Here is an 18,555-nt window from a genome sequence, read left to right as displayed (position 1 = left end):
CAGGAGGAGACCGATGCGCGTACCGACCGTCAGGCGTCGACCCCCGCTGCGGCCCGTGCCGCTGCTGGTCGTCGCGCTGCTGCTGGCCGCCGCCGTGGCGGTGGCCGGGTGGACCGCCGACCGCCGCGCCGGCCAGCGCGACCAGGCCGTCCGGCAGGCCCTGGCCACCGCCCCGGCCGCCGCCAAGGCCCTCTTCTCGTACGACTACCGCACGTTCGACGACAGCGTCGCCAACGGCCGCACCTTCGCCACCGGCGGCTTCGCCGACGAGTACGCGCAGACCACCACCGCGCTCAAGGCGACGGCCACGAAACAGCAGGCCGTGGTGCTCGCCGAGGTCTCCGCCACCGGCGTGGTCAGCGCCGAGCCGGACCGGGTGGAGCTGCTGCTCTACCTCAACCAGTACCGGCGCAACGTGACCACGGCGGGGGAGAAGGTGGACCAGAACCGGGTGGTGCTCACCCTGGTGCCGGTGCACGGCGAGTGGAAGGTCGTCCAGGCCACCGCCATCTGACCGGCGGGCTTGCCGGCGTCTGCTAGCTGTGGCGGTGTGTCCGAAACCGACCAGCCGCCCGCCGACCTGGCCGGCCCGTCCGCGACCGACCCCGGACCCGGCCGGCACCCCGGGTCCGGGGTCGCCGTCCGGCGCGCGGAAGCACCCGTTGCGCCGATGGACGGCGGCTCCGGCGCGACCAGAATGACCAGCGAGGCGGAGGCCGACACCCGCCCCTGGAACGCCGTGGAGTTCGTCGCATGAGCGGCTGGCAGCTGTCCGGCTACACGCCGGTCCGTCGGCTCGGCGCCGGTGCGTCGGGCAGCGTCGTGCTCGCCACCCACGACGTCACCGGCACCCCGGTCGCCATCAAGTACCTGGTACGCGACATCGGCGCGGACTCCTCCTTCCGGACCGCCTTCCGGGAGGAGGCCCGGCTCCTCGGCGAGATCGACGACCGGCACGTCAGCCGCCTCTACGAGTACGTCGAGTCGCCGCACGGCGCGGCCATCGTGATGGAGCTGGTCAACGGGGTGTCGCTGCGCCAGATGCTGCGCGCGCACGGCCCGACCACCCCCGAGGCGGCGCTCTGCGTGCTGAAGGGGTCGCTCGCCGGGCTCGCCGCCGCGCACGCCCACGGCGTGGTGCACCGCGACTACAAGCCGGAGAACGTGCTGGTCACCGGCGAAGGGCTGAGCAAGCTCGCCGACTTCGGCATCGCCATGCCGGTCGGGCAGGGCTCCGACACCACCGTCTCCGGCACGCCGCGCTACATGGCCCCCGAGCAGTGGACCGGCGCGCCGGCCAGCCCGGCCTGCGACATCTACGCGGCCACCGCCACCTTCTTCGAGTGCCTCACCGGCCGGCCCCCGTACCCGGGACCGGACCTGTTCAGCCTGCGCGAGCAGCACGCCTCCGCGCCCATCCCGACCGACCCGGCCCCCGCGCCGGTGCACGAGCTGCTCCGGCACGGCATGGCCAAGCGCCCCGACGAGCGGCCGCAGCCCGCCCAGGTGTTCCTGGAGGTCCTCGACCGGGTGGCCGGCGCCGGCTACGGCGGGGAGTGGGAGGAGCGCGGCGTGCGCGAGCTGGCCCGCAGGGCCGCCCTGCTCGCCGCGCTCTGGCCGTTCCCCGACGGCGCGGGCGGCGCCACCAGTCTCGCCAGCACCACGCTCGGCGCGACGGCGGGCCGCGGCGGCCGGTTCCGCCGCGGCCGCGCCCGGACCGCGCTGGCCGCCGGGACCCTCGCCGCCGCCCTGCTTGCCGGCGGCGCCGGCTACAGCTACGCCGCGCACGACGACCCGGTGACCGCCGGCGGCCCGACCGGCCCCGCCGTCGCCGACCCCACCACCACCGGTCCGGACCCCGCCACCCCGACCGGCACGCCGGCGCCGACCGTGACGGCCACCCCGTCCGCGCCGGCCACCCCGTCGGCCACCCCGAGCGCGACCCCGAGCGGCTCCCGCTCCGCGACGCCCACCCGCTCGCCGGTACGCACCAGCGCCCCCGCCCCGACCCCGTCGACAAGCACCTCGCCGCCCCCGCCACCGGACGTCACCGCCCCCACCGTCGGTGGTGTCGCCGCCGACCCCGGGCAGCTCGAACCGAACGGCTGCCCGTACGGCTACAAGACCGCCACGGTCACCGCGACGGTCACCGACGACCGCAGCGGCCCGACCGCTCTCAAGGTCACCTTCCGCTACACCCTGGAGGGCGCCACCGGCACGGGGTCGATGGCCGCCGCCGGACGCGGCGTGTTCCGGGGCACGCTCGGCCCGTTGTCCGCGCCGAAGCAGAGCACCCGGATTCCCATCCAGGTCACCGCCGTCGACGCCGCCGGCAACGCCACCACCTCGGCGTCGCCGGTGTACGTGACGCTCTACAACTACTGCACCCCCGGCTAGGAGTCGACCGTGCCCGCTGCCCAGACCTGCACCGTGTCCCGGGGACGGCCGGCGTGACCCGGCCCGAGGAGCCGACCGAGGCGCTGCCCACCCGGGCGCTGCCCACCGACCCCGGTGCGACCGTCGACCTGGGTCGCGGCGGCGACCCGGCGCACCACGCCGACGCCACCTTCCACCTCGGCCCGCCGGCGCGGCCCGCCCCGCCCCTGAACCCCGACGCGACCGTGCACCTCGGCGCGCCGTCCCCATGGCCCGGCGACGACCGGACGGCGCACCTCGGCGCGTCGGAGCCGACCGCACGGTTCGAGGCACCGACCGTGGGCGGGCCGGGCGCCGCCGGGCCGACCGTGCACTTCGGCGCGTCGCCGGAGCCGACGGCACGGATCGGGCTGCCGGGCGGCGAGCCGACCGTGCACTTCGGCGCGGCGCCCGGGCCGGCCGCGCGGTTCGACACACCGACCGTCGGCGCTCCGCGCGCCGCCGGGCCGGCCGGGCACCGCACCGCGCCACACCCGGGCGGGCCGACCGAGGGCGCGTACCGCGAGGCGACGGCGGACGCGCGGGCGGTGAGCGGCGGCACGGCGCCGGCGCCCGGCGGGGAGCTGCGCTTCGGGCCCGGCGTGCCGGCCACCCCGCCACCCGCCCCGGCCTGGCCCTCGGGGCCCCCGGCGCGGCGTCCCCGCCCGGTCTGGCGCCGGGTCGTCTCGGTGCTGTCCACCCTGCTCACCGCGGCGCTGCTGGTGGTGGTCGGGCTCTACCTCTGGCAGCAGCTGCGCCCGCTGGAGGTCGAGGGGGTCACCGTGGCGGTGCCCCGGCCTCCCGGCGTGGCGTGCGGCGTCACCGTGGACGTGGTGGCCACCGTGCGCACCAACGGGCGCGGCGGCGTGATCCGTTACCAGTGGTTCCGCTCGGACGCGCCGCCGGGCAGCCTGCTCACCGAGCGGGTGGGCCGCGGCCAGCGAACCGCCACCCTCACCCTCAAGTGGACGTTCAGCGGGGTCGGCGCGACCACCGGGACAGCCACCGTCAACATCATCGAGCCGTCGCCGGTGCAGGCCGGCACGCAGGTCAGGTACCGCTGCCCCGGGGGCTGACCGCGTTTCCCGAACGGCTGGTCAGGGTAGCTCCAGGCGGACGACCCCTGACCATCTGCGTGGAGGCCCTTCGATGAAAGACAACTTCGGGGACGCGGTGGGTGACGCGTTCCGCTCGGTGATGCTGTTCCTGCCCAAGGCGGTGGCCTTCATCGCCATCCTGGTGGCCGGTTGGCTGATCGCCAAGGCCGTGCTGAAGATCGTGGACAAGGTCCTGGAGCGGGTCCACTTCGACCGGGCCGTCGAGCGCGGCGGCATCAAGACCGCCCTCGCCCGCTCGAAGTACGACGCCAGCGACATCGTCGCGAAGCTGGCCTACTACGCGGTGCTGCTGGTCACCCTCCAGCTCGCCTTCGGCATCTGGGGCCCGAACCCGATCTCGGACCTGATCCACGGCGTGGTGGCCTGGCTGCCCCGGGCGTTCGTGGCCATCGTCATCGTGGTGGTCGCCGCGGCCATCGCCAAGGCGGTCAAGGACATCATCTCCAGCGCCCTCGGCGGCCTCTCCTACGGCCGGGTGCTCGCCAACATCGCCTCGGTGTTCATCCTCGGCCTCGGCATCATCGCCGCGCTCAACCAGATCGGCGTCGCCACCACGGTGACCACCCCGGTGCTGATCGCCGTGCTCGCCACCGTCGGCGGCATCCTCGTCGTCGGGGTCGGCGGCGGCCTGGTCCGCCCGATGCAGAGCCGCTGGGAGAACTGGCTGGCCCGCGCCGAGGAGGAGTCGCGCACCATCGCCACCCACGCCCGGGCGTACCAGGCCGGGCGGCGGGACGTCGAGGCGCGGTTCGCCGGGCCGACCAGCCCGTACGCCGAGGCCGAGCTGACCCGGCCGCTGGCCGGCGAGACCGAGGCGGACCGGACCCAGCCGGTCGCCCCGTACGGCGCCGCGGAGCCGACCCAGCCGGTGCCGCCGTACGGCGACCCGGACCGCACCCAGCCCACCATGCCGCGGCAGCCCACGGCCGAGCAGGCCGCGGACAGCGAGGCCACCATGGTCATCCCGCAGGCGGACGTGGACCGGTCCCGCCGCTGACCGACCGACCACCGACCGGGGTGGGGCCCTGCGGGGTCCCACCCCGGTTCCGTGCGCGCGGGGCGGCGCGGGCGCCGGACGGGCGGCTACCATCGCCGCATGCACTGGCGACATTGATGCCCTGCTGAGGGTCGAGCCCGCGGGCCACCGCGGACACCGCACGTTCCGGTGTCCGTCACGTCCCCGTGGGAAGGCCCCATGCTCATCGTCTCCGCGCGCGTGCCCGCCGAGCGCCGGCTCGCCGCCACCCTCTACGCCTACGCGTTCCTCACCGACCTGGTCCTGCTCTATCCGGTGTACGCGCTGCTCTTCGCCGACACCGGGCTGTCGGTCGGGCAGATCTCCTCGCTCTTCGTGCTGTGGTCGGCCGCCGGCATCCTGCTGGAGGTGCCCTCGGGCGCCTGGGCCGACGCCGTCTCCCGGCGGCTGCTGCTCTGCCTGGCCCCGCTGCTCGCCGCCGCCGGCTTCGCGCTCTGGGTGCTCGTCCCGTCCTACCCGGCGTTCGCCGCCGGCTTCCTGCTCTGGGGCGCGGGCGGCGCGCTGCGCTCCGGCGCCCTGGAGGCGCTGGTCTGGACGGAACTCGACCGGCTCGGCGCCGCCGGCCGGTACGCCCGGCTGACCGGCCGGTCGAAGACCGCCGAGCTGCTCGGGGTGGTCGCCGCCATGGGGCTGGCCGCCCCGGTGCTGGCCCTCGGCGGCTATCCGGCGGTCGGCGCGGCCAGCGTGGCGGCGTGCCTGGCCGCCGCGGCGGTCGCCACCCGGTTCCCCGAGCACCGCGCGCCGGAGCCGGCCGGCCACGACCGGGCCGACGCGGTCCCGCTCGGCGCGCCCCGGCCCGGAGCGATCCAACCTGCCGCGGCCGGCGCGATCCAGCCCGGCCCGGTCGGCGAGACCCGGCCCCGCGCCGCCCAGCCCGATGCCGACGAGCCGGGCTGGTGGACCAGCCTGCGCGGCGGGCTGGCCGAGGCCCGCGCCGACCGGTCGGTGCGGGCGGCGTTGCTGCTGGTGCCGGCGGTCGCCGCGGTCTGGGGCGGCCTCGACGAGTACACGCCGCTGCTGGCCCGGGACACCGGGGTTCCGGCGGCCGGCGTGCCGTTGCTGCTCCTGCTGGTCTGGGCCGGCACGACGCTGGGTGGGCTGCTGGTCCCGGCGGGGGAGCGGTTGACCGACCGCGGCTTCGCCGCCCTGCTGGCCGGCGCGGCGCTGGCCCTGGCCGTGGGGGCCCTGCTCCGCCACCCGGCCGGGTTCGTCCTGGTCGGCGTCTCGTTCGCCGCGTTCCAGCTCGCCACCGTGCTGGCCGACGTCCGGCTCCAGGCCCGGATCAGCGGGCCGGACCGGGCGACCGTCACCTCGGTGGCGGGGATGGCCACCGACCTGGCCATCATCGCGGTCTACGCCGGGTACGGCCTCGTGGCGGGCGCGGCCGGCAACGCGGTCGCCTTCGCGGTGGCCGTGCTGCCGTACCTGCTGCTGGCGGCCCGGCTGGCCACCCGCCGTCCCGCCCGTCGGGTTCCATCGAATAGGTCGTTGCCCGACAATTCCGGTGTTTCATGATTACCGTATGGGCGGAAGCGGCCCTGGGCCCGGCCCGGACGGAGGCGACGCGGCGTGACGATGGAAGCAGAGCGCACCCTGCGCGAGGAGGAACTGACCGGGCTGGCGGAACTCGCCGCCCAGCTCCGGGTCGACTCGATCCGGTGCAGCACCCAGGCCGGCTCCGGCCATCCCACGTCCAGCCTGTCCGCCGCCGACCTGCTCGCGGTGCTGGTCTCCCGCCACCTGCGCTACGACTGGTCGTACCCGGGCAACCGCGCCAACGACCACCTGATCCTCTCCAAGGGGCACGCGTCGCCGCTGCTGTACGCGGTCTTCCGGGCGACCGGCGCGATCAGCGAGCAGGAGCTGCTGGAGACCTACCGCCAGTCGAACTCCCGCCTCCAGGGCCACCCCACCCCCGTCCTGCCCTGGGTGGACACCGCCACCGGCTCGCTCGGGCAGGGGCTGCCGGTCGGCGTCGGCATCGCCCTGGCCGGGCAGTACCTGGACAAGCTGCCGTACCACGTCTGGGTGCTCTGCGGCGACAGCGAGACGGCCGAGGGCTCCATCTGGGAGGCCCTCGACAAGGCCGGCCACTACGGGCTGCGCAACCTCACCGCGATCGTGGACGTGAACCGGTTCGGCCAGCGGGGGCCGACCGAGCTGGAGTGGGATCTGGACACCTACCGCCGGCGGGTCGAGGCGTTCGGCTGTCACCCGCTCGTCGTCGACGGGCACGACCTGGCGGCCATCGACGAGGTGTTCGTGCGGGCCCGGCAGGCGACCGGCCCCACCGTCGTGCTCGCCCGGACGGTCAAGGGCAAGGGCGTGCCGGAGATCGAGAACCGGCCGGACTGGCACGGCAAGGCCCTCGAACCGGACCGGGCCGAGCGGGCCGTCCAGGCCCTCGGCGGCGTGCGGCAGATCCGGGTCGCCGGCCCCCGGCCCGCCGCCGCGCCGCCGGCGCCCGCGCCCGCCGCCGGCAAGGCTCCGGAACTGCCCCGGTACGAGAAGGGGGCGAAGGTGGCCACCCGCAACGCGTACGGGGACGCGCTGCGCGCGCTGGGCGCCGCCCGGCCGGACGTGGTGGCCCTCGACGGCGAGGTCAGCGACTCCACCCGGGCCGACAAGTTCGGCGAGGCGTACCCGGACCGGTTCTTCGAGATGTTCATCGCCGAGCAGCAACTGGTCGCCGCCGCGGTGGGGCTGCGGGTCCGCGGCTACCGGCCCTTCGCGGCCACCTTCGCCGCGTTCCTCTCCCGCGCCTACGACTTCATCCGGATGGCCGGCATCTCCCGGGCCGACATCGCCCTCGCCGGCTCGCACGCGGGGGTGGAGATCGGCCCGGACGGCCCCTCCCAGATGGGTCTGGAGGACCTCGCCGCCCTGCGCGCCGTGCACGGGTCGACCGTGCTCTACCCGAGCGACGCCGTCTCCTGCGCGGCCCTGGTCGCCGCCATGGTCGACTGCGAGGGCGTCAGCTACCTGCGCACCACCCGCGGCAAGTACCCGGTGCTGTACGACAACGGGGACGACTTCCCGATCGGCGGCAGCAAGGTGGTCCGCGAGGGGAGCGACGTCGCGCTCATGGGCGCCGGGGTGACCGTGCACAACTGCCTCGCGGCCGCCGACGAGCTGGCCCGCGAGGGGATCGACGCACGGGTCGTCGACCTCTACTCGGTCAAGCCGGTCGACCGGCAGCGGCTGCTCGACGCCGTCCGGGACACCGGCGGCCGGTTGGTGGTGGTCGAGGACCACTACCCGCAGGGCGGGCTGGGCTCCGCCGTGCTGGAGTCGCTGGCCGACCTGGCCGAGCCGGTGCGGGTGAGCCACCTGGCGGTACGCGGGCTGCCCGGCTCCGGTACCCCGGCCCAGCAGATGGACCGGGCGGGCATCGGCGCCCACGCGATCGTCAGCGCGGCCCGCGCCCTGGCCTGACGGCCCGCCGGTGCGGCCACGTGCGGCCGGCCGGGGTCCGGGTCACCTCCGCAACCGGATCTCCGCCGGGTCCCGGTCGCTGCGCAGCCCCTTCCAGGACGGGTGGCGCAGCCGGCGGTCCGGCGTCCAGGATCGGAAGGTGACGTCGCCGACCAGCACGGGGTCGACCCAGACGGCGTGGCGGGCCTGGTCGCGGGGGACCGGATCGGCGAACGGCGGGTTCGGCCGGGCCAGCGGCTCCAGGCGGGCGGCCAGGTCGCGCAGCACGGTCTGGGTGAAGCCGGTGCCGACGTGCCCGATGTACTGCAGCCGGTCGTGTTCGTCGTACATGCCGAGCAGCAGGGACCCGATGGCGCCCGCGCGGCGGCCGGCGCCCGGCTTCCAGCCGCCCACGATCACCTCGACGGTCTCGTTCAGCGGCACCTTCACCCACGCCGAGCCCCGGCGGCCCGGCTCGTACGCCGATCCGAGCCGCTTGGCGACCACGCCCTCCAGGCCGAGTTCGGCCGCCGCGGTGGCCAGGTCCCGGCCGGCCTGGCCGGTCCAGTAGGGCGGTGTCTCGACACTCCCGCCGATGAGCCCCAACTCCTCCAGCGCGGCGCGGCGTTCCGTGTACGGCAGTGCCGTGGTGTCCCGCCCGTCGAGGTGCAGCAGGTCGAACAGGTAGTACCGGACCGGGGTGGAGGCGACCAGCGCGGCGGCCGGCGCGCGGACGTGCATCCGCCGCTGGAGCGCCGAGAAGCTGGGCCGGCCGTCGCCGTCGAGCGCCACGATCTCGCCGTCGAGCACCGCCCGCCGCCCGGCCAGCAGGTCGGCCAGCTCGCCCAGCTCCGGGTACGCCCGGGTGACGTCGCGGTCGTTGCGGCTGAGCAGCCGCAGGCCGCCGTCGACGTACGCCACCGCGCGCACGCCGTCCCACTTGAACTCGTACCCCCAGCCGGGCTCGGTGGGCAGCGCGCCGGCCCCGGCGAGCATCGGCGGCACGAGCGTCGGCATCCTGGCAGCCACGTCCCGATCCTGGCCGCCGTGGCACGGGGTGACGCCGTTTTCCCGGCTTTCGCCCGACCGGCGGTCGTTTGTGGTGGTCGCCTGCGGGTAGCCACGCGGTCTCCGGGACGGAAGGACCGAGCAATGGCGGAGCTGGAGTTCGTGGCGAAGGTGGCCGACCGGGCGGGCCTCCCGGCGAAGACGGCGCGATCCCTGACCGAGGCCACCCTGCGCACCCTCGGCGAGCGAATCAGCGGCGGCGAGGCGGCCGACCTGGCCGACCACCTGGCGGACGAGCTGCGCCCGCTGCTGGCCCGGGCCCGCACGGAGGAGCCGGAGGCGTTCGGGTACGACGAGTTCCTGCGCCGCATCGCCGACCGCGCCGGCACGGCGCCGGACATCGCCGAGAAGGGCGCGCGGGCGGTGCTGCAGACCCTGCACCGGGTGGTCGGGCACGTCGAGTTCGAGCAGGCCATGTCGGAGCTGCCACGGGAGATCGGCGCGCTGGCCCAGCCCGTGCCCCGCACCCCCTGACCGGCGGCGCCGGCCCGGACGAGACACCCGCCGACGGCTCCCGCCGCGGTGGCCGGGCGGCCACTAGGTTGGGCTGATGACCGCCCTGAGCTTCGACCGCCACCGCGCCGAGATCGTCGCCCAGAGCGACCTGCTCCGCACCCACCTCGACGGCGCCGACCTGACCACGCCCGTCGCCTCCTGCCCGGGGTGGAACGTCGGCCAGCTGGCCCGCCACCTCGGCGGCGGCCAGCGCTGGGCGGCCGAGGTGGTCCGCACCCGGGCCGAGCGGCCGCCGTCGGACACCCACTTCCGCGACCTGTCCCCGTACGCCCGCGAGGAGCCGGCGGTGGTCGGCCCCTGGCTGGCGGAGAGCGCCGCCGCGCTGGCGGGCGCGCTCGGCGAGGCCGGCCCCGACGTGGCGACCTGGACGCCGATGCCGGTGCCGGCCGCCGGGGTGTTCTGGGCGCGCCGGTTCGCCCACGAGACACTGCTGCACCGGGCGGACGCCGCCCTCGCCCTGGGCGTGGACTTCGCCGTCGACCCGGCGGTGGCGGTCGACGCGCTGGACGAGTGGCTGGAGCTGGGCTCCCTGCCGCAGATGCTGGACATCTTCCCGCACCGGCGCGACCTGCTCGGCCCCGACCGCACCCTGCACCTCCACGCCACCGACGTGCCAGCCGAGCTGGGCGCGGAGTGGCTCGTGGACCTCACCGGGGACACGCTCGCCTGGCGGCGGGCGCACGAGAAGGCCACCGTGGCGGTTCGCGGCCCGGTGGCCGAGCTGCTGCTGATGGTCTACCGGCGACGCCCGGTCGACACCGCGGTGGTCGAGGTGCTCGGCGACGCGAAGCTGCTGGACCGCTGGCTGGCGGCGGTCGCGTTCGGCTGACGGTGGGGGCCGGCGGCCGGGCGGCCGCCGGCCCCACCACCGGCTCAGTCGGGCAGGTGCAGGAACGACCACTGGTGGCCGTCGAGGTCCCGGAACCCGCGCATGTACATGAACCCGAGGTCCTGACCGGGGCCGAGCGACGTGCCACCCGCGAGGACCGCCACGTCGACAAGCTCGTCCACCCGCTCCCGCCGGTCGACGGTGAGGCCGACGATCACCTCCCGGCTGGTGGCGGTGTCGCACACCCCGGCACCGGCGAACGCGGCGAAGGCCGCCGGGGTGTGCAGGATCAGGTGGGTGGTCTCGCCGAGGGCGAGTTGCGCGCTGTCCCCGTCGGGCTGCCGGGGCCGGGCCGTGAAGCCCAGGGCGGTGAAGAACTCCACCGCCCGGTCGAGATCGGCCACCGGCAGGTTGACGAACGTCGCGCCGCTCATCGGGTCACCTCCGGCTGCTCCAGCAGTTGCTTCAGGGCGGCGAGGCGGTCCCGCCAGTACGCCTTGAGCCGCTCGGCCTCCGCGGCGTCGGTGAGCTTCTCGTGCTGCACGGCCACCCGGGCCTTCGTCCCGCTCACCGGGGTGAAGCCGACGGCGATCCGGCTCGGCCCGCCGGCCCAGTCCGCCCGGAAGCTCTTCGGTGCGGTGGCCGTGCGGACCCGGACGGCCACGTCGGGCAACCAGCGCCGGCGTACCGCCTCGTCGGCGAACGCCTCGAACAGCACCGCCACCGGCACCGCCACCGTGCGGGTGCCGGTGGCCTCGAAGCCGCCACCGCGCCGTTGGCCGGGGGTGCGCAGTCCGCGCGCCTGCTCGTACCCGACGGTGATGGTCTGCGCCCACCAGCCCGGCACCTCGTGCGCGGTGACCAGCCAGCGCGCCGTCTCGGTATGGGTCCGGTCGATCGCGCCCCAGGCGTCGAGCCGGCCGAACCACTCGTCCCAGTCGTGGCCGGTGCGCTCGCGCAGCAACGCGGCGGAGACCCGGTCCATCTGCGTCCGGGCCGGGGAGGAGGGCTCCGGGGCCGCGACGGCGGCTCCGGACCGGGCCAGCAGCTGCCGGCGGGCGGTCGTGTAGCTCTCGCCGGTGCGCGCCATCCGGGTTCGTACCCGGACCTTGAACGACCTGTGACTCGTCATCACATGCTCCCTGTCCACGGGCGTGGTCGCAGGACTCACGCTTCCGTCGACCCCGCCCAGGGCATGTGGCGTGTCGGTGTGCCTGTCGGCACCGCGTCCCGAGGGCTCGGGGCCCCCTTTGCCTCCGTGGGACCGGTGGCGTGAGCACCGGGATGGAGGTGGGGCGCAGGACTGCGCCAGGCCCAGTCTACGCCCCGATCCGGTCCCCGGTGGGAACGCCGGCTCAGCCGGTGGTCTGCTCCCACATCGACTTCATCTCGTCGAACGCCTGCTCCATGATCTGCACCATGGCGCGGCGGGCCGCTTCGCCGTCGCGGCGCTGGAGCGCCGAGGCCACGTCGGCGTGCAGCTGCAACGCCTGCTGGTCGGGGTGGTGCGGCATGAGGTGGTAGTGGTGCCGGCCGGTGAGCACCTCGGCGACGAGTTCCCGGAGCTTGCCGAACATCTCGTTGCCGGAGGCGGCCAGGACCCGCCGGTGGAACTCGATGTCCAGGCGCAGGAACCGGTCCTCGTCCCCGGCCTGCCCGGCGGCCCACATCTTCGCCGCGACCCCGACCAGGTCGCTGGCGTCGTCGGGGGAGATCCGTCCGGCGGCCAGCCAGGCGGCGTGCGGCTCGACCGCGGTCCGCAGCTCGGTGATCGAGCGGAGCTGCGCCATCCGGCCGGCGGAGGCGAGCCGCCAGCGGATCACCTGCGGATCGAAGACGTTCCACGCCTCGGCGGGTCGGATCAGCACACCGACCCGGCGGCGCGTCTCGATGAGACCCATGGACGCGAGCACCCGGAGGACCTCGCGGATCACCGACCGGGAGACCGCGTGGCGGTCGACCAGCTCGTCGATGTTGAGCACGGAGCCGGCGGCCAGTTCGCCGCCACAGACGGCCGTGCCGAGTTCGTCGAGTACGCGGGCGTGCAGCCCGGTCTCGCCCCCGGAGGAGGAGTGATCCACGGGTCGGAGCATATCAGTTAGCAATCGACCCTTGAATAAATCAGCTTTTTCGGCCTAGCATCCCGTGGTTAAGCGGACGTTACAGCGTTGTGGCGCTCTTCCCCCGGGGCGGCGACCACGAGAAAAGGAGAGATGACGTGCGACGTCGATCGATATTCGGTACGTCTCTGGCCGTGGTCGCAGCCATGGGCCTGGCCGCCTGCGGCGGCGGTGGCGACGACAGCGGCGCGTCCAAGACGGTTCGCGTGACCCTGGCGAACCACGTCTGGACCGAGAACATCAAGGCGGCCCTGCCCGAGTTCGAGAAGCAGACCGGGCTCAAGGTCGAGATCACCCAGCTCGGCGAGGACCAGCTCTCCGACCAGTACAACGTCAAGCTCAACGCCGGCTCGTCCGACCTCGACGTGATGATGTACCGGCCCCTCCAGGAGGGGAAGCTCTTCGCCAAGAACAAGTACCTGGCCGACCTCTCCGACCACGTCAAGTCCAACAAGGACTGGGACTACTCCGACTTCCAGTCCGGCCCGGTCGAGGCCACCACGTACGAGGGCAAGCCGGTCGGTGTCCCGATCATCACCGAGCAGGAGGTCCTGTACTACCGCAAGGACCTGCTGGCCAAGGCCGGCCTGAGCGCCCCGCCGAAGACCCTCGACGAGCTGAAGACCGCCGCCGCGAAGGTCAAGGCCAGCGTCCCGGGCACCGCGGGCTTCGTGGCCCGGACCGGCAAGTCGCCGGCGGTCACCCAGTTCTCCAGCTTCCTCTACAGCTTCGGCGGTGACTTCGTCGACGGCAGCGGCAAGGCGACCGTCAACAGCGACGCCGCCAAGCAGGCGTACGCCTTCTACGGCGGGCTCATCAAGGACTCCGGCCCGGCCAACGTCAGCACCGACATGAGCTGGCCCGAGGCGATGGCCATCTTCACCCAGGGCAAGGCCGCCTTCTACACCGAGGCCAACTCGCTCTACAAGAACGCCACCGACCCGGCCAAGTCCAAGGTGTCCGACACCGTCGGCTTCGCGCCGTTCCCGGCCGGCCCGGCCGGCTCCAAGCCGTACAACATCCCGTCGTGGGCGCTGGGCGTCAACGACGCCTCGAAGAACAAGAGCAACGCCTGGAAGTTCGTCGAGTGGGCGACCGGCAAGGCGCAGACCCTCGCCCAGCAGAAGGCCGGCGTGCCGAGCGCGCGCACCTCGGTCTGGGCCAACCCGGAGGGCACCGCGAGCTACCCGAAGGACCTGGTCGAGGCCATCAACGCCAGCACGCAGGGCGGCGTCGCCCACGACCGGCCCGTGGTCGTGAAGGTCGGCCAGGCCCGCGAGCTGGTCGGTCAGCCGATCGTCGACGCGATCACCGGCAAGGACCCGGCGGCCGCGGCCGACACCGCCAACGAGGCCTTCCAGAAGTTCCTGGACGACGAGGCCAAGTAAGACGCGCGCGGGTGGTGGGGCGGCCCGCCCCGCCACCCGCGTACCCCTGTCGGTCCGCCCACCCCGGAGATCCCATGGCAACCGTCACCACCCCCCGCCGCGCGCCCGGCGGCGCCGGCGTCATGCCCGACACGCCCGGCTGGGTGCGCTGGGCCAACGACCACCGCAAGTGGCTCTTCGCCGCGCCCGCGATGGCCTTCGTCGCCGCCCTGATCGTGATCCCGCTGGGCTGGACCGCCTGGCTCAGCCTCACCGACGCCGAGGGGTCCGTCCGCGCCGAGAGCGAGTTCGTGGGCTTCCAGAACTACCTCGACGTGCTGTCCGACACCGACCGGTTCTGGCCGGCGGTCGGCCGGACCGCCGGCTTCACGGTCGTCGCGCTGCTGTTCGAGGTGGTCCTCGGCATGGCCATCGCGTTGCTGCTGTGGCGGCCCTTCAAGGGCCAGAAGTGGGTCCGGGTCGCCATCCTCATGCCGCTGGTCGCCACCCCGGTCGCGGTCGGCATGATGTGGCGGCTCATCTTCGACCCGAACATCGGCCTGGCCAACCAGGTGCTCGGCTGGGTCGGCATCGGCCCGCAGCCGTGGCTCGCCGGCCAGCACTCCGCCCTGCCCACCACGATCTTCATCGACGTGTGGCAGTGGACGCCCATGGTGGTGCTGATCCTGCTCGCGGGACTGAGCTCGCTGTCCGAGGAACCCCAGGAGGCGGCGCGGATCGACGGCGCCAGCAGCTGGCAGCGGTTCCGGCACGTCACCCTGCCGCTGCTCATGCCCACGGTGATCGTCGCGATCCTGCTGCGCGGCATCGACGCCCTGAAGACCTTCGACATCCTCTACGCCACCAAGGGCCGCGGCGGCGGCTCCTTCCACGAGGTGGAGACCCTCAACGTGTACGCCTACGGGCTGAGCTTCGACTACAACGAGTACGGCGTCTCGTCCACCGTCCTCATCCTCTTCTTCCTGATCATCATCGGGTCGATGTGGGCCCTGACCGCCCGGCGCAAGGAGGCCAAGCGATGAAGGCCGGTCCCGCGTACCGGGTGTTCCGGGTGGTGGCGCTCGTCGTCGTGGTGCTGTCGCTGGTCACGCCGCTGCTCTGGATGATCGCCGCGTCGTTCAAGACCAACGTCGACATCTACGACACCGGCAAGGCGCTGGTCTTCTCGCCCACCCTGGACAACTACGCGACGGTGCTCAAGCAGTCGCACTACGTCCAGTTCATCGGCAACAGCCTGTGGGTGGCGTTCGCCGCCACCGTGCTGTCGCTGCTGCTCGGGGTGCCGGCCGCGTACTCGATGAGCCGGTTCAACATGAAGAAGTCGGCCCTCGTCGTGCTGATGGCCCGGGTCATCCCCGGCGTCTCGCTGCTGGTGCCCTGGTACTACGTCTTCTCGAACCTGCAGCTGGTCGGCGGCTTCACCGTGCTGATCCTCAGCCACATGTTCGTCTCGCTGCCGTTGATCGTCTACATCATGATGGGCTTCTTCGACGGCCTGCCGGAGGAACTGGAGGAGGCGGCGCTCGTCGACGGGCTCACCCACATCGGCGCGTTCCGCCGGATCACCCTGCCGCTGTCCGTGCCCGGCATCGCCACGGCCGGCATCCTGTCCTTCATCTTCTCCTGGAACAACTTCATGTTCGCCCTGGTCCTCTCCGGCGCGGACACCAAGACCCTCCCGGTGGCGATCTTCGACTTCGTCGGGTACGCCAGCATCGACTGGGGCGGCCTCATGGCGGCGGCCACCGTGGTCACCCTGCCGATCATGGTGATCGCCCTGTTCGTGCAGAAGTACGTGGTCTCCGGCCTGACCGCCGGCGCGACGAAGGGCTGAGCACCGTGACCACCATCGCGCGCATCGAGACCTTCCTGGTCGCGCCCCGCTGGCTCTTCGTCCGGGTGGAGACCGAGTCCGGGATCGTCGGCTGGGGCGAGGCCACCTGCGAGGGCCGCTCCGAGACCGTCCGCGCCGCCGTCGACCAGCTCGCCGAACTGCTGGTCGGCCGGGACGCCCTGCGCATCGAGGACCACTGGCAGGTGCTCACCAAGGGGTCGTTCTACCGGGGCGGGCCGATCCTGGCCAGCGCCGTGGCCGGTCTCGACCAGGCGCTCTGGGACATCGCCGGCAAGCACTGGGGCGCGCCCGTGCACCAGTTGCTCGGCGGCCCGGTCCGGGACCGGATCCGGGTGTACGGCTGGGTCGGCGGCGACGAGCCCGGCGAGGTGCGCGACCAGATCAGCGCCGCCCTCGAAACCGGCCTGACCGCGGTCAAGATGAACGCCTCCGGCCGGATGAGCGCGGTGGCCTCGGTGGCCGAACTCGACGGCGTCGTCCAGCGGGTGGCCGCCGCCCGCGAGGTGCTCGGTGACCACCGGGACGTCGCGGTCGACTTCCACGGCCGGTTCAGCCTGGCCAGCGCCCGCCGGGTCGCCCCGCTGCTGGAGCCCTACCGGCCGTTCTTCCTGGAGGAGCCGGTGGTGCCGGAGAACTCGCACCTGATCGGCGAGTTCGTCCGCTCCACCACGACCCCGGTGTCCACGGGGGAGCGGCTCTACAGCCGGCAGGAGTTCCTGCCCGTGCTCCAGGCCGGCATCGCGGTCGCCCAGCCGGACCTCTCGCACGCCGGCGGCATCACCGAGGTCCGCAAGATCGCCGCGCTGGCCGAGGTGTACGACGTCCAGCTGGCCCCGCACTGCCCGCTCGGCCCGATCGCCCTGGCGGCCTGCCTCCAGGTCGGCTTCGCCACGCCGAACTACCTGATCCAGGAACAGAGCATCGGCATCCACTACAACCTCGGCGCCGAGGTGCTCGACTACTGCCTGGACAAGACGCCCCTGACCTTCGTGGACGGCTACGTCGAGCGGCTCACGGCGCCCGGGCTGGGCATCGAGATCGACGAGGCGGCGGTGCGCGCCGCCGACCAGCGCGGCCACGCCTGGCGCAGCCCCATGTGGCGGCACCGGGACGGCTCCTACGCGGAATGGTGACCATGACCCTCGACCTCACCGCCGAACTCGCCGCCACCCGCCTGCTGGCGGTCATCCGCGGCACCGACCCGGCCGCCGCCATCGCCACCGGCACCGCCCTGCTCGCCGAGGGTGTCCGCGTGGTCGAGGTGGCCCTGACGACGCCCGGCGCGCTGGACGCCATCGCCGCGATCCGGGCCGCCGCCCCGCCCGGCTCGCTGGTCGGCGCGGGCACCGTGCTCACCCCCGCCGCCGTCGCCGACGTGGCCGCGGCCGGCGCGCAGTTCGTCGTCACCCCGGCCGTCGTCGACTCCATCGGCGAGGCGGCCCGCCGCGGGCTGCCGGTGGCCGCCGGCGCGCTCACTCCGACGGAGGCGTACGCCGCCGTCCGGGCGGGAGCCGCCGCCGTGAAGCTCTTCCCGGCCTCGCTGGGCGGCCCGGCGTACCTGAAGGCGCTGCGCGACCCGTTCCCGGACATCCCGTTCGTCGCGGTCGGCGGGGTGGGGCTGGCCGAGCTGCCCGGCTACCTCGCGGCCGGGGCGATCGCCGTCGGCGTCGGCGGCCCGCTGGTCGGCGACGCCGCCTCCGGCGGCGACCTCGACGCCCTCCGCGCCCGGGCCCGCGCCTACCTGGCCGCCGTCGCATGAGCGCCGCCGACCTCCGCGCCCGGACCCACCCCGCCCGCCGGGGCACGGCCGACCTCGCCGCCGCCGCATGACCGGCGTGGACCTGCTCACCTTCGGCGAGGCGCTGGTCTCGCTGCGGTCGACCGGGCCGCTGACGACCGGTGGCCCGCTCACCCCGCACCTGGCCGGGGCCGAGGCCAACGTGGCCATCGGGCTGGCCCGGCTCGGCCACCGGGCGGCCTTCGCCGGCCGGGTCAGCGCCGACGAGCTGGGCGGATTCCTGCTGCGCCAGTTGCGTGCCGAGGGCGTCGACGTGACGCACGTGGTCCGCGACCGGGAGCGCCCCGCCGGGCTCATGTTCCTGGAGCGGCGCACCGCCGACCTGACCCGGGTGCTCTACCAGCGGGCCGGCTCGGCCGGGTCGGCGCTCGGCGTCGACGACCTGCGGCCCGCCCTGGCGGCCGGCGCCCGGGTGCTGCACCTGACCGGGATCACCCCGGCCCTCTCGGACCGCGCCCGGGAGGCCACCGCCTGGGCCGCCGAGACGGCCGTCCGGGCCGGGACGCTGGTCTGCCTCGACGTCAACCACCGCGCCAAGCTGTGGTCCCGGGACGACGCGCGGGCCGTGCTCACCCCGCTCGCCGGGCACGCCTCGGTGGTGGTCGCCTCGGCCGACGAGCTGGACCTGGTCGGCGCGCCGGGCGCCGACGAGGAGACGCTGGCCGCCGGGCTGCTGGACCGGGGCGTGTCGACCGTGCTGGTGAAGCTCGGCGGCGACGGCGCCCGCGCGTACACCCGGGACGGCAGCCGGCACGCGGCGGCGCTGCCCGTGACGGCGGTCGACACCGTCGGCGCGGGGGATGCCTTCACGGCCGGCTACCTCTCCGGTCACCTCGACGGGCTCGACCTGGCCGGGCGGCTGCGCCGCGCGGTCACCCTCGGCGCCTTCGCCGTCGCCGGACACGGCGACTGGGAGACGCTGCCGCGCCGGGACGAGCTGTCCCTCCTGGACTCCCGGCAACCCGGCGACACCCTTCGCTGACCCACCCCGAGAAAGG

General features: G+C 74.4%; 19 protein-coding genes. 15 read left to right on the top strand and 4 right to left on the bottom strand.

Annotated features, from left to right (window positions below):
- Positions 1-13 precede the first annotated feature (13 nt).
- From NLX85_RS26805 to NLX85_RS26775, 7 genes are all read left to right on the top strand, one after another.
- Positions 14-514: a hypothetical protein gene (locus NLX85_RS26805; protein WP_254339679.1), complete on the top strand. Its 501-nt coding sequence runs from the start codon at positions 14-16 to the stop codon at positions 512-514.
- Positions 515-550: 36 nt separating this feature from the next.
- On the top strand, positions 551-757 hold the full coding sequence (locus NLX85_RS26800) for a hypothetical protein (protein WP_254339677.1): 207 nt from the start codon (positions 551-553) through the stop codon (positions 755-757).
- Complete coding sequence (locus tag NLX85_RS26795; RefSeq protein ID WP_254339675.1) at positions 754-2,397, top strand: serine/threonine-protein kinase; 1,644 nt, start codon at positions 754-756, stop codon at positions 2,395-2,397. The genes NLX85_RS26800 and NLX85_RS26795 overlap by 4 nt, the downstream gene beginning before the upstream one ends.
- Before the next feature lie 53 nt (positions 2,398-2,450).
- The gene (locus NLX85_RS26790) at positions 2,451-3,491 is read left to right on the top strand and encodes a hypothetical protein (RefSeq protein WP_254339673.1); all 1,041 of its coding nucleotides are present in this window, start codon (positions 2,451-2,453) and stop codon (positions 3,489-3,491) included.
- A 73-nt stretch (positions 3,492-3,564) separates the two neighbouring features.
- A complete protein-coding gene (locus NLX85_RS26785) occupies positions 3,565-4,530 on the top strand; it encodes a hypothetical protein (protein ID WP_254339672.1) in 966 nt (321 codons plus the stop codon).
- 198 nt (positions 4,531-4,728) lie between these two features.
- The gene (locus tag NLX85_RS26780) at positions 4,729-6,084 is read left to right on the top strand and encodes an MFS transporter (protein ID WP_254339670.1); all 1,356 of its coding nucleotides are present in this window, start codon (positions 4,729-4,731) and stop codon (positions 6,082-6,084) included.
- A 60-nt stretch (positions 6,085-6,144) separates the two neighbouring features.
- The gene (locus tag NLX85_RS26775; RefSeq protein ID WP_254340303.1) at positions 6,145-8,004 is read left to right on the top strand and encodes a transketolase; all 1,860 of its coding nucleotides are present in this window, start codon (positions 6,145-6,147) and stop codon (positions 8,002-8,004) included.
- Positions 8,005-8,046: 42 nt separating this feature from the next.
- Here NLX85_RS26775 and ligD read toward each other — a convergent pair whose 3' ends face one another.
- Positions 8,047-9,012 carry a non-homologous end-joining DNA ligase gene (gene ligD / locus NLX85_RS26770; protein ID WP_374628464.1) on the bottom strand — a complete coding sequence of 322 codons (966 nt, stop codon included), beginning with the start codon at positions 9,010-9,012 and terminating at the stop codon, positions 8,047-8,049.
- A gap of 123 nt (positions 9,013-9,135) precedes the next feature.
- On the opposite strand from ligD, the gene NLX85_RS26765 reads away from it, so the two are divergent.
- Both NLX85_RS26765 and NLX85_RS26760 read left to right on the top strand, forming a co-directional pair.
- Complete coding sequence (locus tag NLX85_RS26765; protein ID WP_254339668.1) at positions 9,136-9,525, top strand: DUF2267 domain-containing protein; 390 nt, start codon at positions 9,136-9,138, stop codon at positions 9,523-9,525.
- A gap of 76 nt (positions 9,526-9,601) precedes the next feature.
- Positions 9,602-10,396, top strand: a complete 795-nt coding sequence (locus NLX85_RS26760; RefSeq protein ID WP_254339666.1) for a maleylpyruvate isomerase family mycothiol-dependent enzyme — start codon at positions 9,602-9,604, stop codon at positions 10,394-10,396.
- A 44-nt stretch (positions 10,397-10,440) separates the two neighbouring features.
- Here the strand turns inward: NLX85_RS26760 and NLX85_RS26755 are convergent, their stop codons facing one another.
- The 3 genes from NLX85_RS26755 to NLX85_RS26745 form a co-directional block, all read right to left on the bottom strand.
- Positions 10,441-10,830 carry a VOC family protein gene (locus NLX85_RS26755; protein ID WP_254339665.1) on the bottom strand — a complete coding sequence of 130 codons (390 nt, stop codon included), beginning with the start codon at positions 10,828-10,830 and terminating at the stop codon, positions 10,441-10,443.
- Positions 10,827-11,528 (bottom strand): hypothetical protein, encoded by a 702-nt coding sequence (locus tag NLX85_RS26750; RefSeq protein WP_254339663.1) that lies wholly within the window; start codon positions 11,526-11,528, stop codon positions 10,827-10,829. The genes NLX85_RS26755 and NLX85_RS26750 overlap by 4 nt, the downstream gene beginning before the upstream one ends.
- Before the next feature lie 223 nt (positions 11,529-11,751).
- On the bottom strand, positions 11,752-12,477 hold the full coding sequence (locus NLX85_RS26745; protein WP_254339661.1) for a FadR/GntR family transcriptional regulator: 726 nt from the start codon (positions 12,475-12,477) through the stop codon (positions 11,752-11,754).
- 173 nt (positions 12,478-12,650) lie between these two features.
- On the opposite strand from NLX85_RS26745, the gene NLX85_RS26740 reads away from it, so the two are divergent.
- From NLX85_RS26740 to NLX85_RS26715, 6 genes are all read left to right on the top strand, one after another.
- A complete protein-coding gene (locus tag NLX85_RS26740; protein WP_254339659.1) occupies positions 12,651-13,904 on the top strand; it encodes an extracellular solute-binding protein in 1,254 nt (417 codons plus the stop codon).
- A gap of 74 nt (positions 13,905-13,978) precedes the next feature.
- Positions 13,979-14,926: a carbohydrate ABC transporter permease gene (locus tag NLX85_RS26735; RefSeq protein WP_254339657.1), complete on the top strand. Its 948-nt coding sequence runs from the start codon at positions 13,979-13,981 to the stop codon at positions 14,924-14,926.
- On the top strand, positions 14,923-15,738 hold the full coding sequence (locus tag NLX85_RS26730) for a carbohydrate ABC transporter permease (protein WP_254339655.1): 816 nt from the start codon (positions 14,923-14,925) through the stop codon (positions 15,736-15,738). Before NLX85_RS26735 ends, NLX85_RS26730 begins: the two co-directional genes overlap by 4 nt.
- A gap of 5 nt (positions 15,739-15,743) precedes the next feature.
- The gene (gene dgoD / locus NLX85_RS26725; RefSeq protein WP_254339653.1) at positions 15,744-16,892 is read left to right on the top strand and encodes a galactonate dehydratase; all 1,149 of its coding nucleotides are present in this window, start codon (positions 15,744-15,746) and stop codon (positions 16,890-16,892) included.
- Between the two features lie 2 nt (positions 16,893-16,894).
- Positions 16,895-17,518, top strand: coding sequence for a bifunctional 4-hydroxy-2-oxoglutarate aldolase/2-dehydro-3-deoxy-phosphogluconate aldolase (locus NLX85_RS26720; RefSeq protein ID WP_254339651.1), 624 nt, complete (start codon positions 16,895-16,897; stop codon positions 17,516-17,518).
- Between the two features lie 67 nt (positions 17,519-17,585).
- Positions 17,586-18,539: a sugar kinase gene (locus tag NLX85_RS26715; RefSeq protein ID WP_254339650.1), complete on the top strand. Its 954-nt coding sequence runs from the start codon at positions 17,586-17,588 to the stop codon at positions 18,537-18,539.
- Positions 18,540-18,555: the final 16 nt, after the last annotated feature.

Origin of the sequence: Micromonospora sp. A3M-1-15 (assembly GCF_024213425.1) — a bacterium.
Taxonomy (GTDB): domain Bacteria; phylum Actinomycetota; class Actinomycetes; order Mycobacteriales; family Micromonosporaceae; genus Micromonospora; species Micromonospora chersina.
The sequence above is the reverse complement of the archived record's forward strand: the minus strand, read 5'-3'. Positions and strand labels throughout refer to the sequence as shown.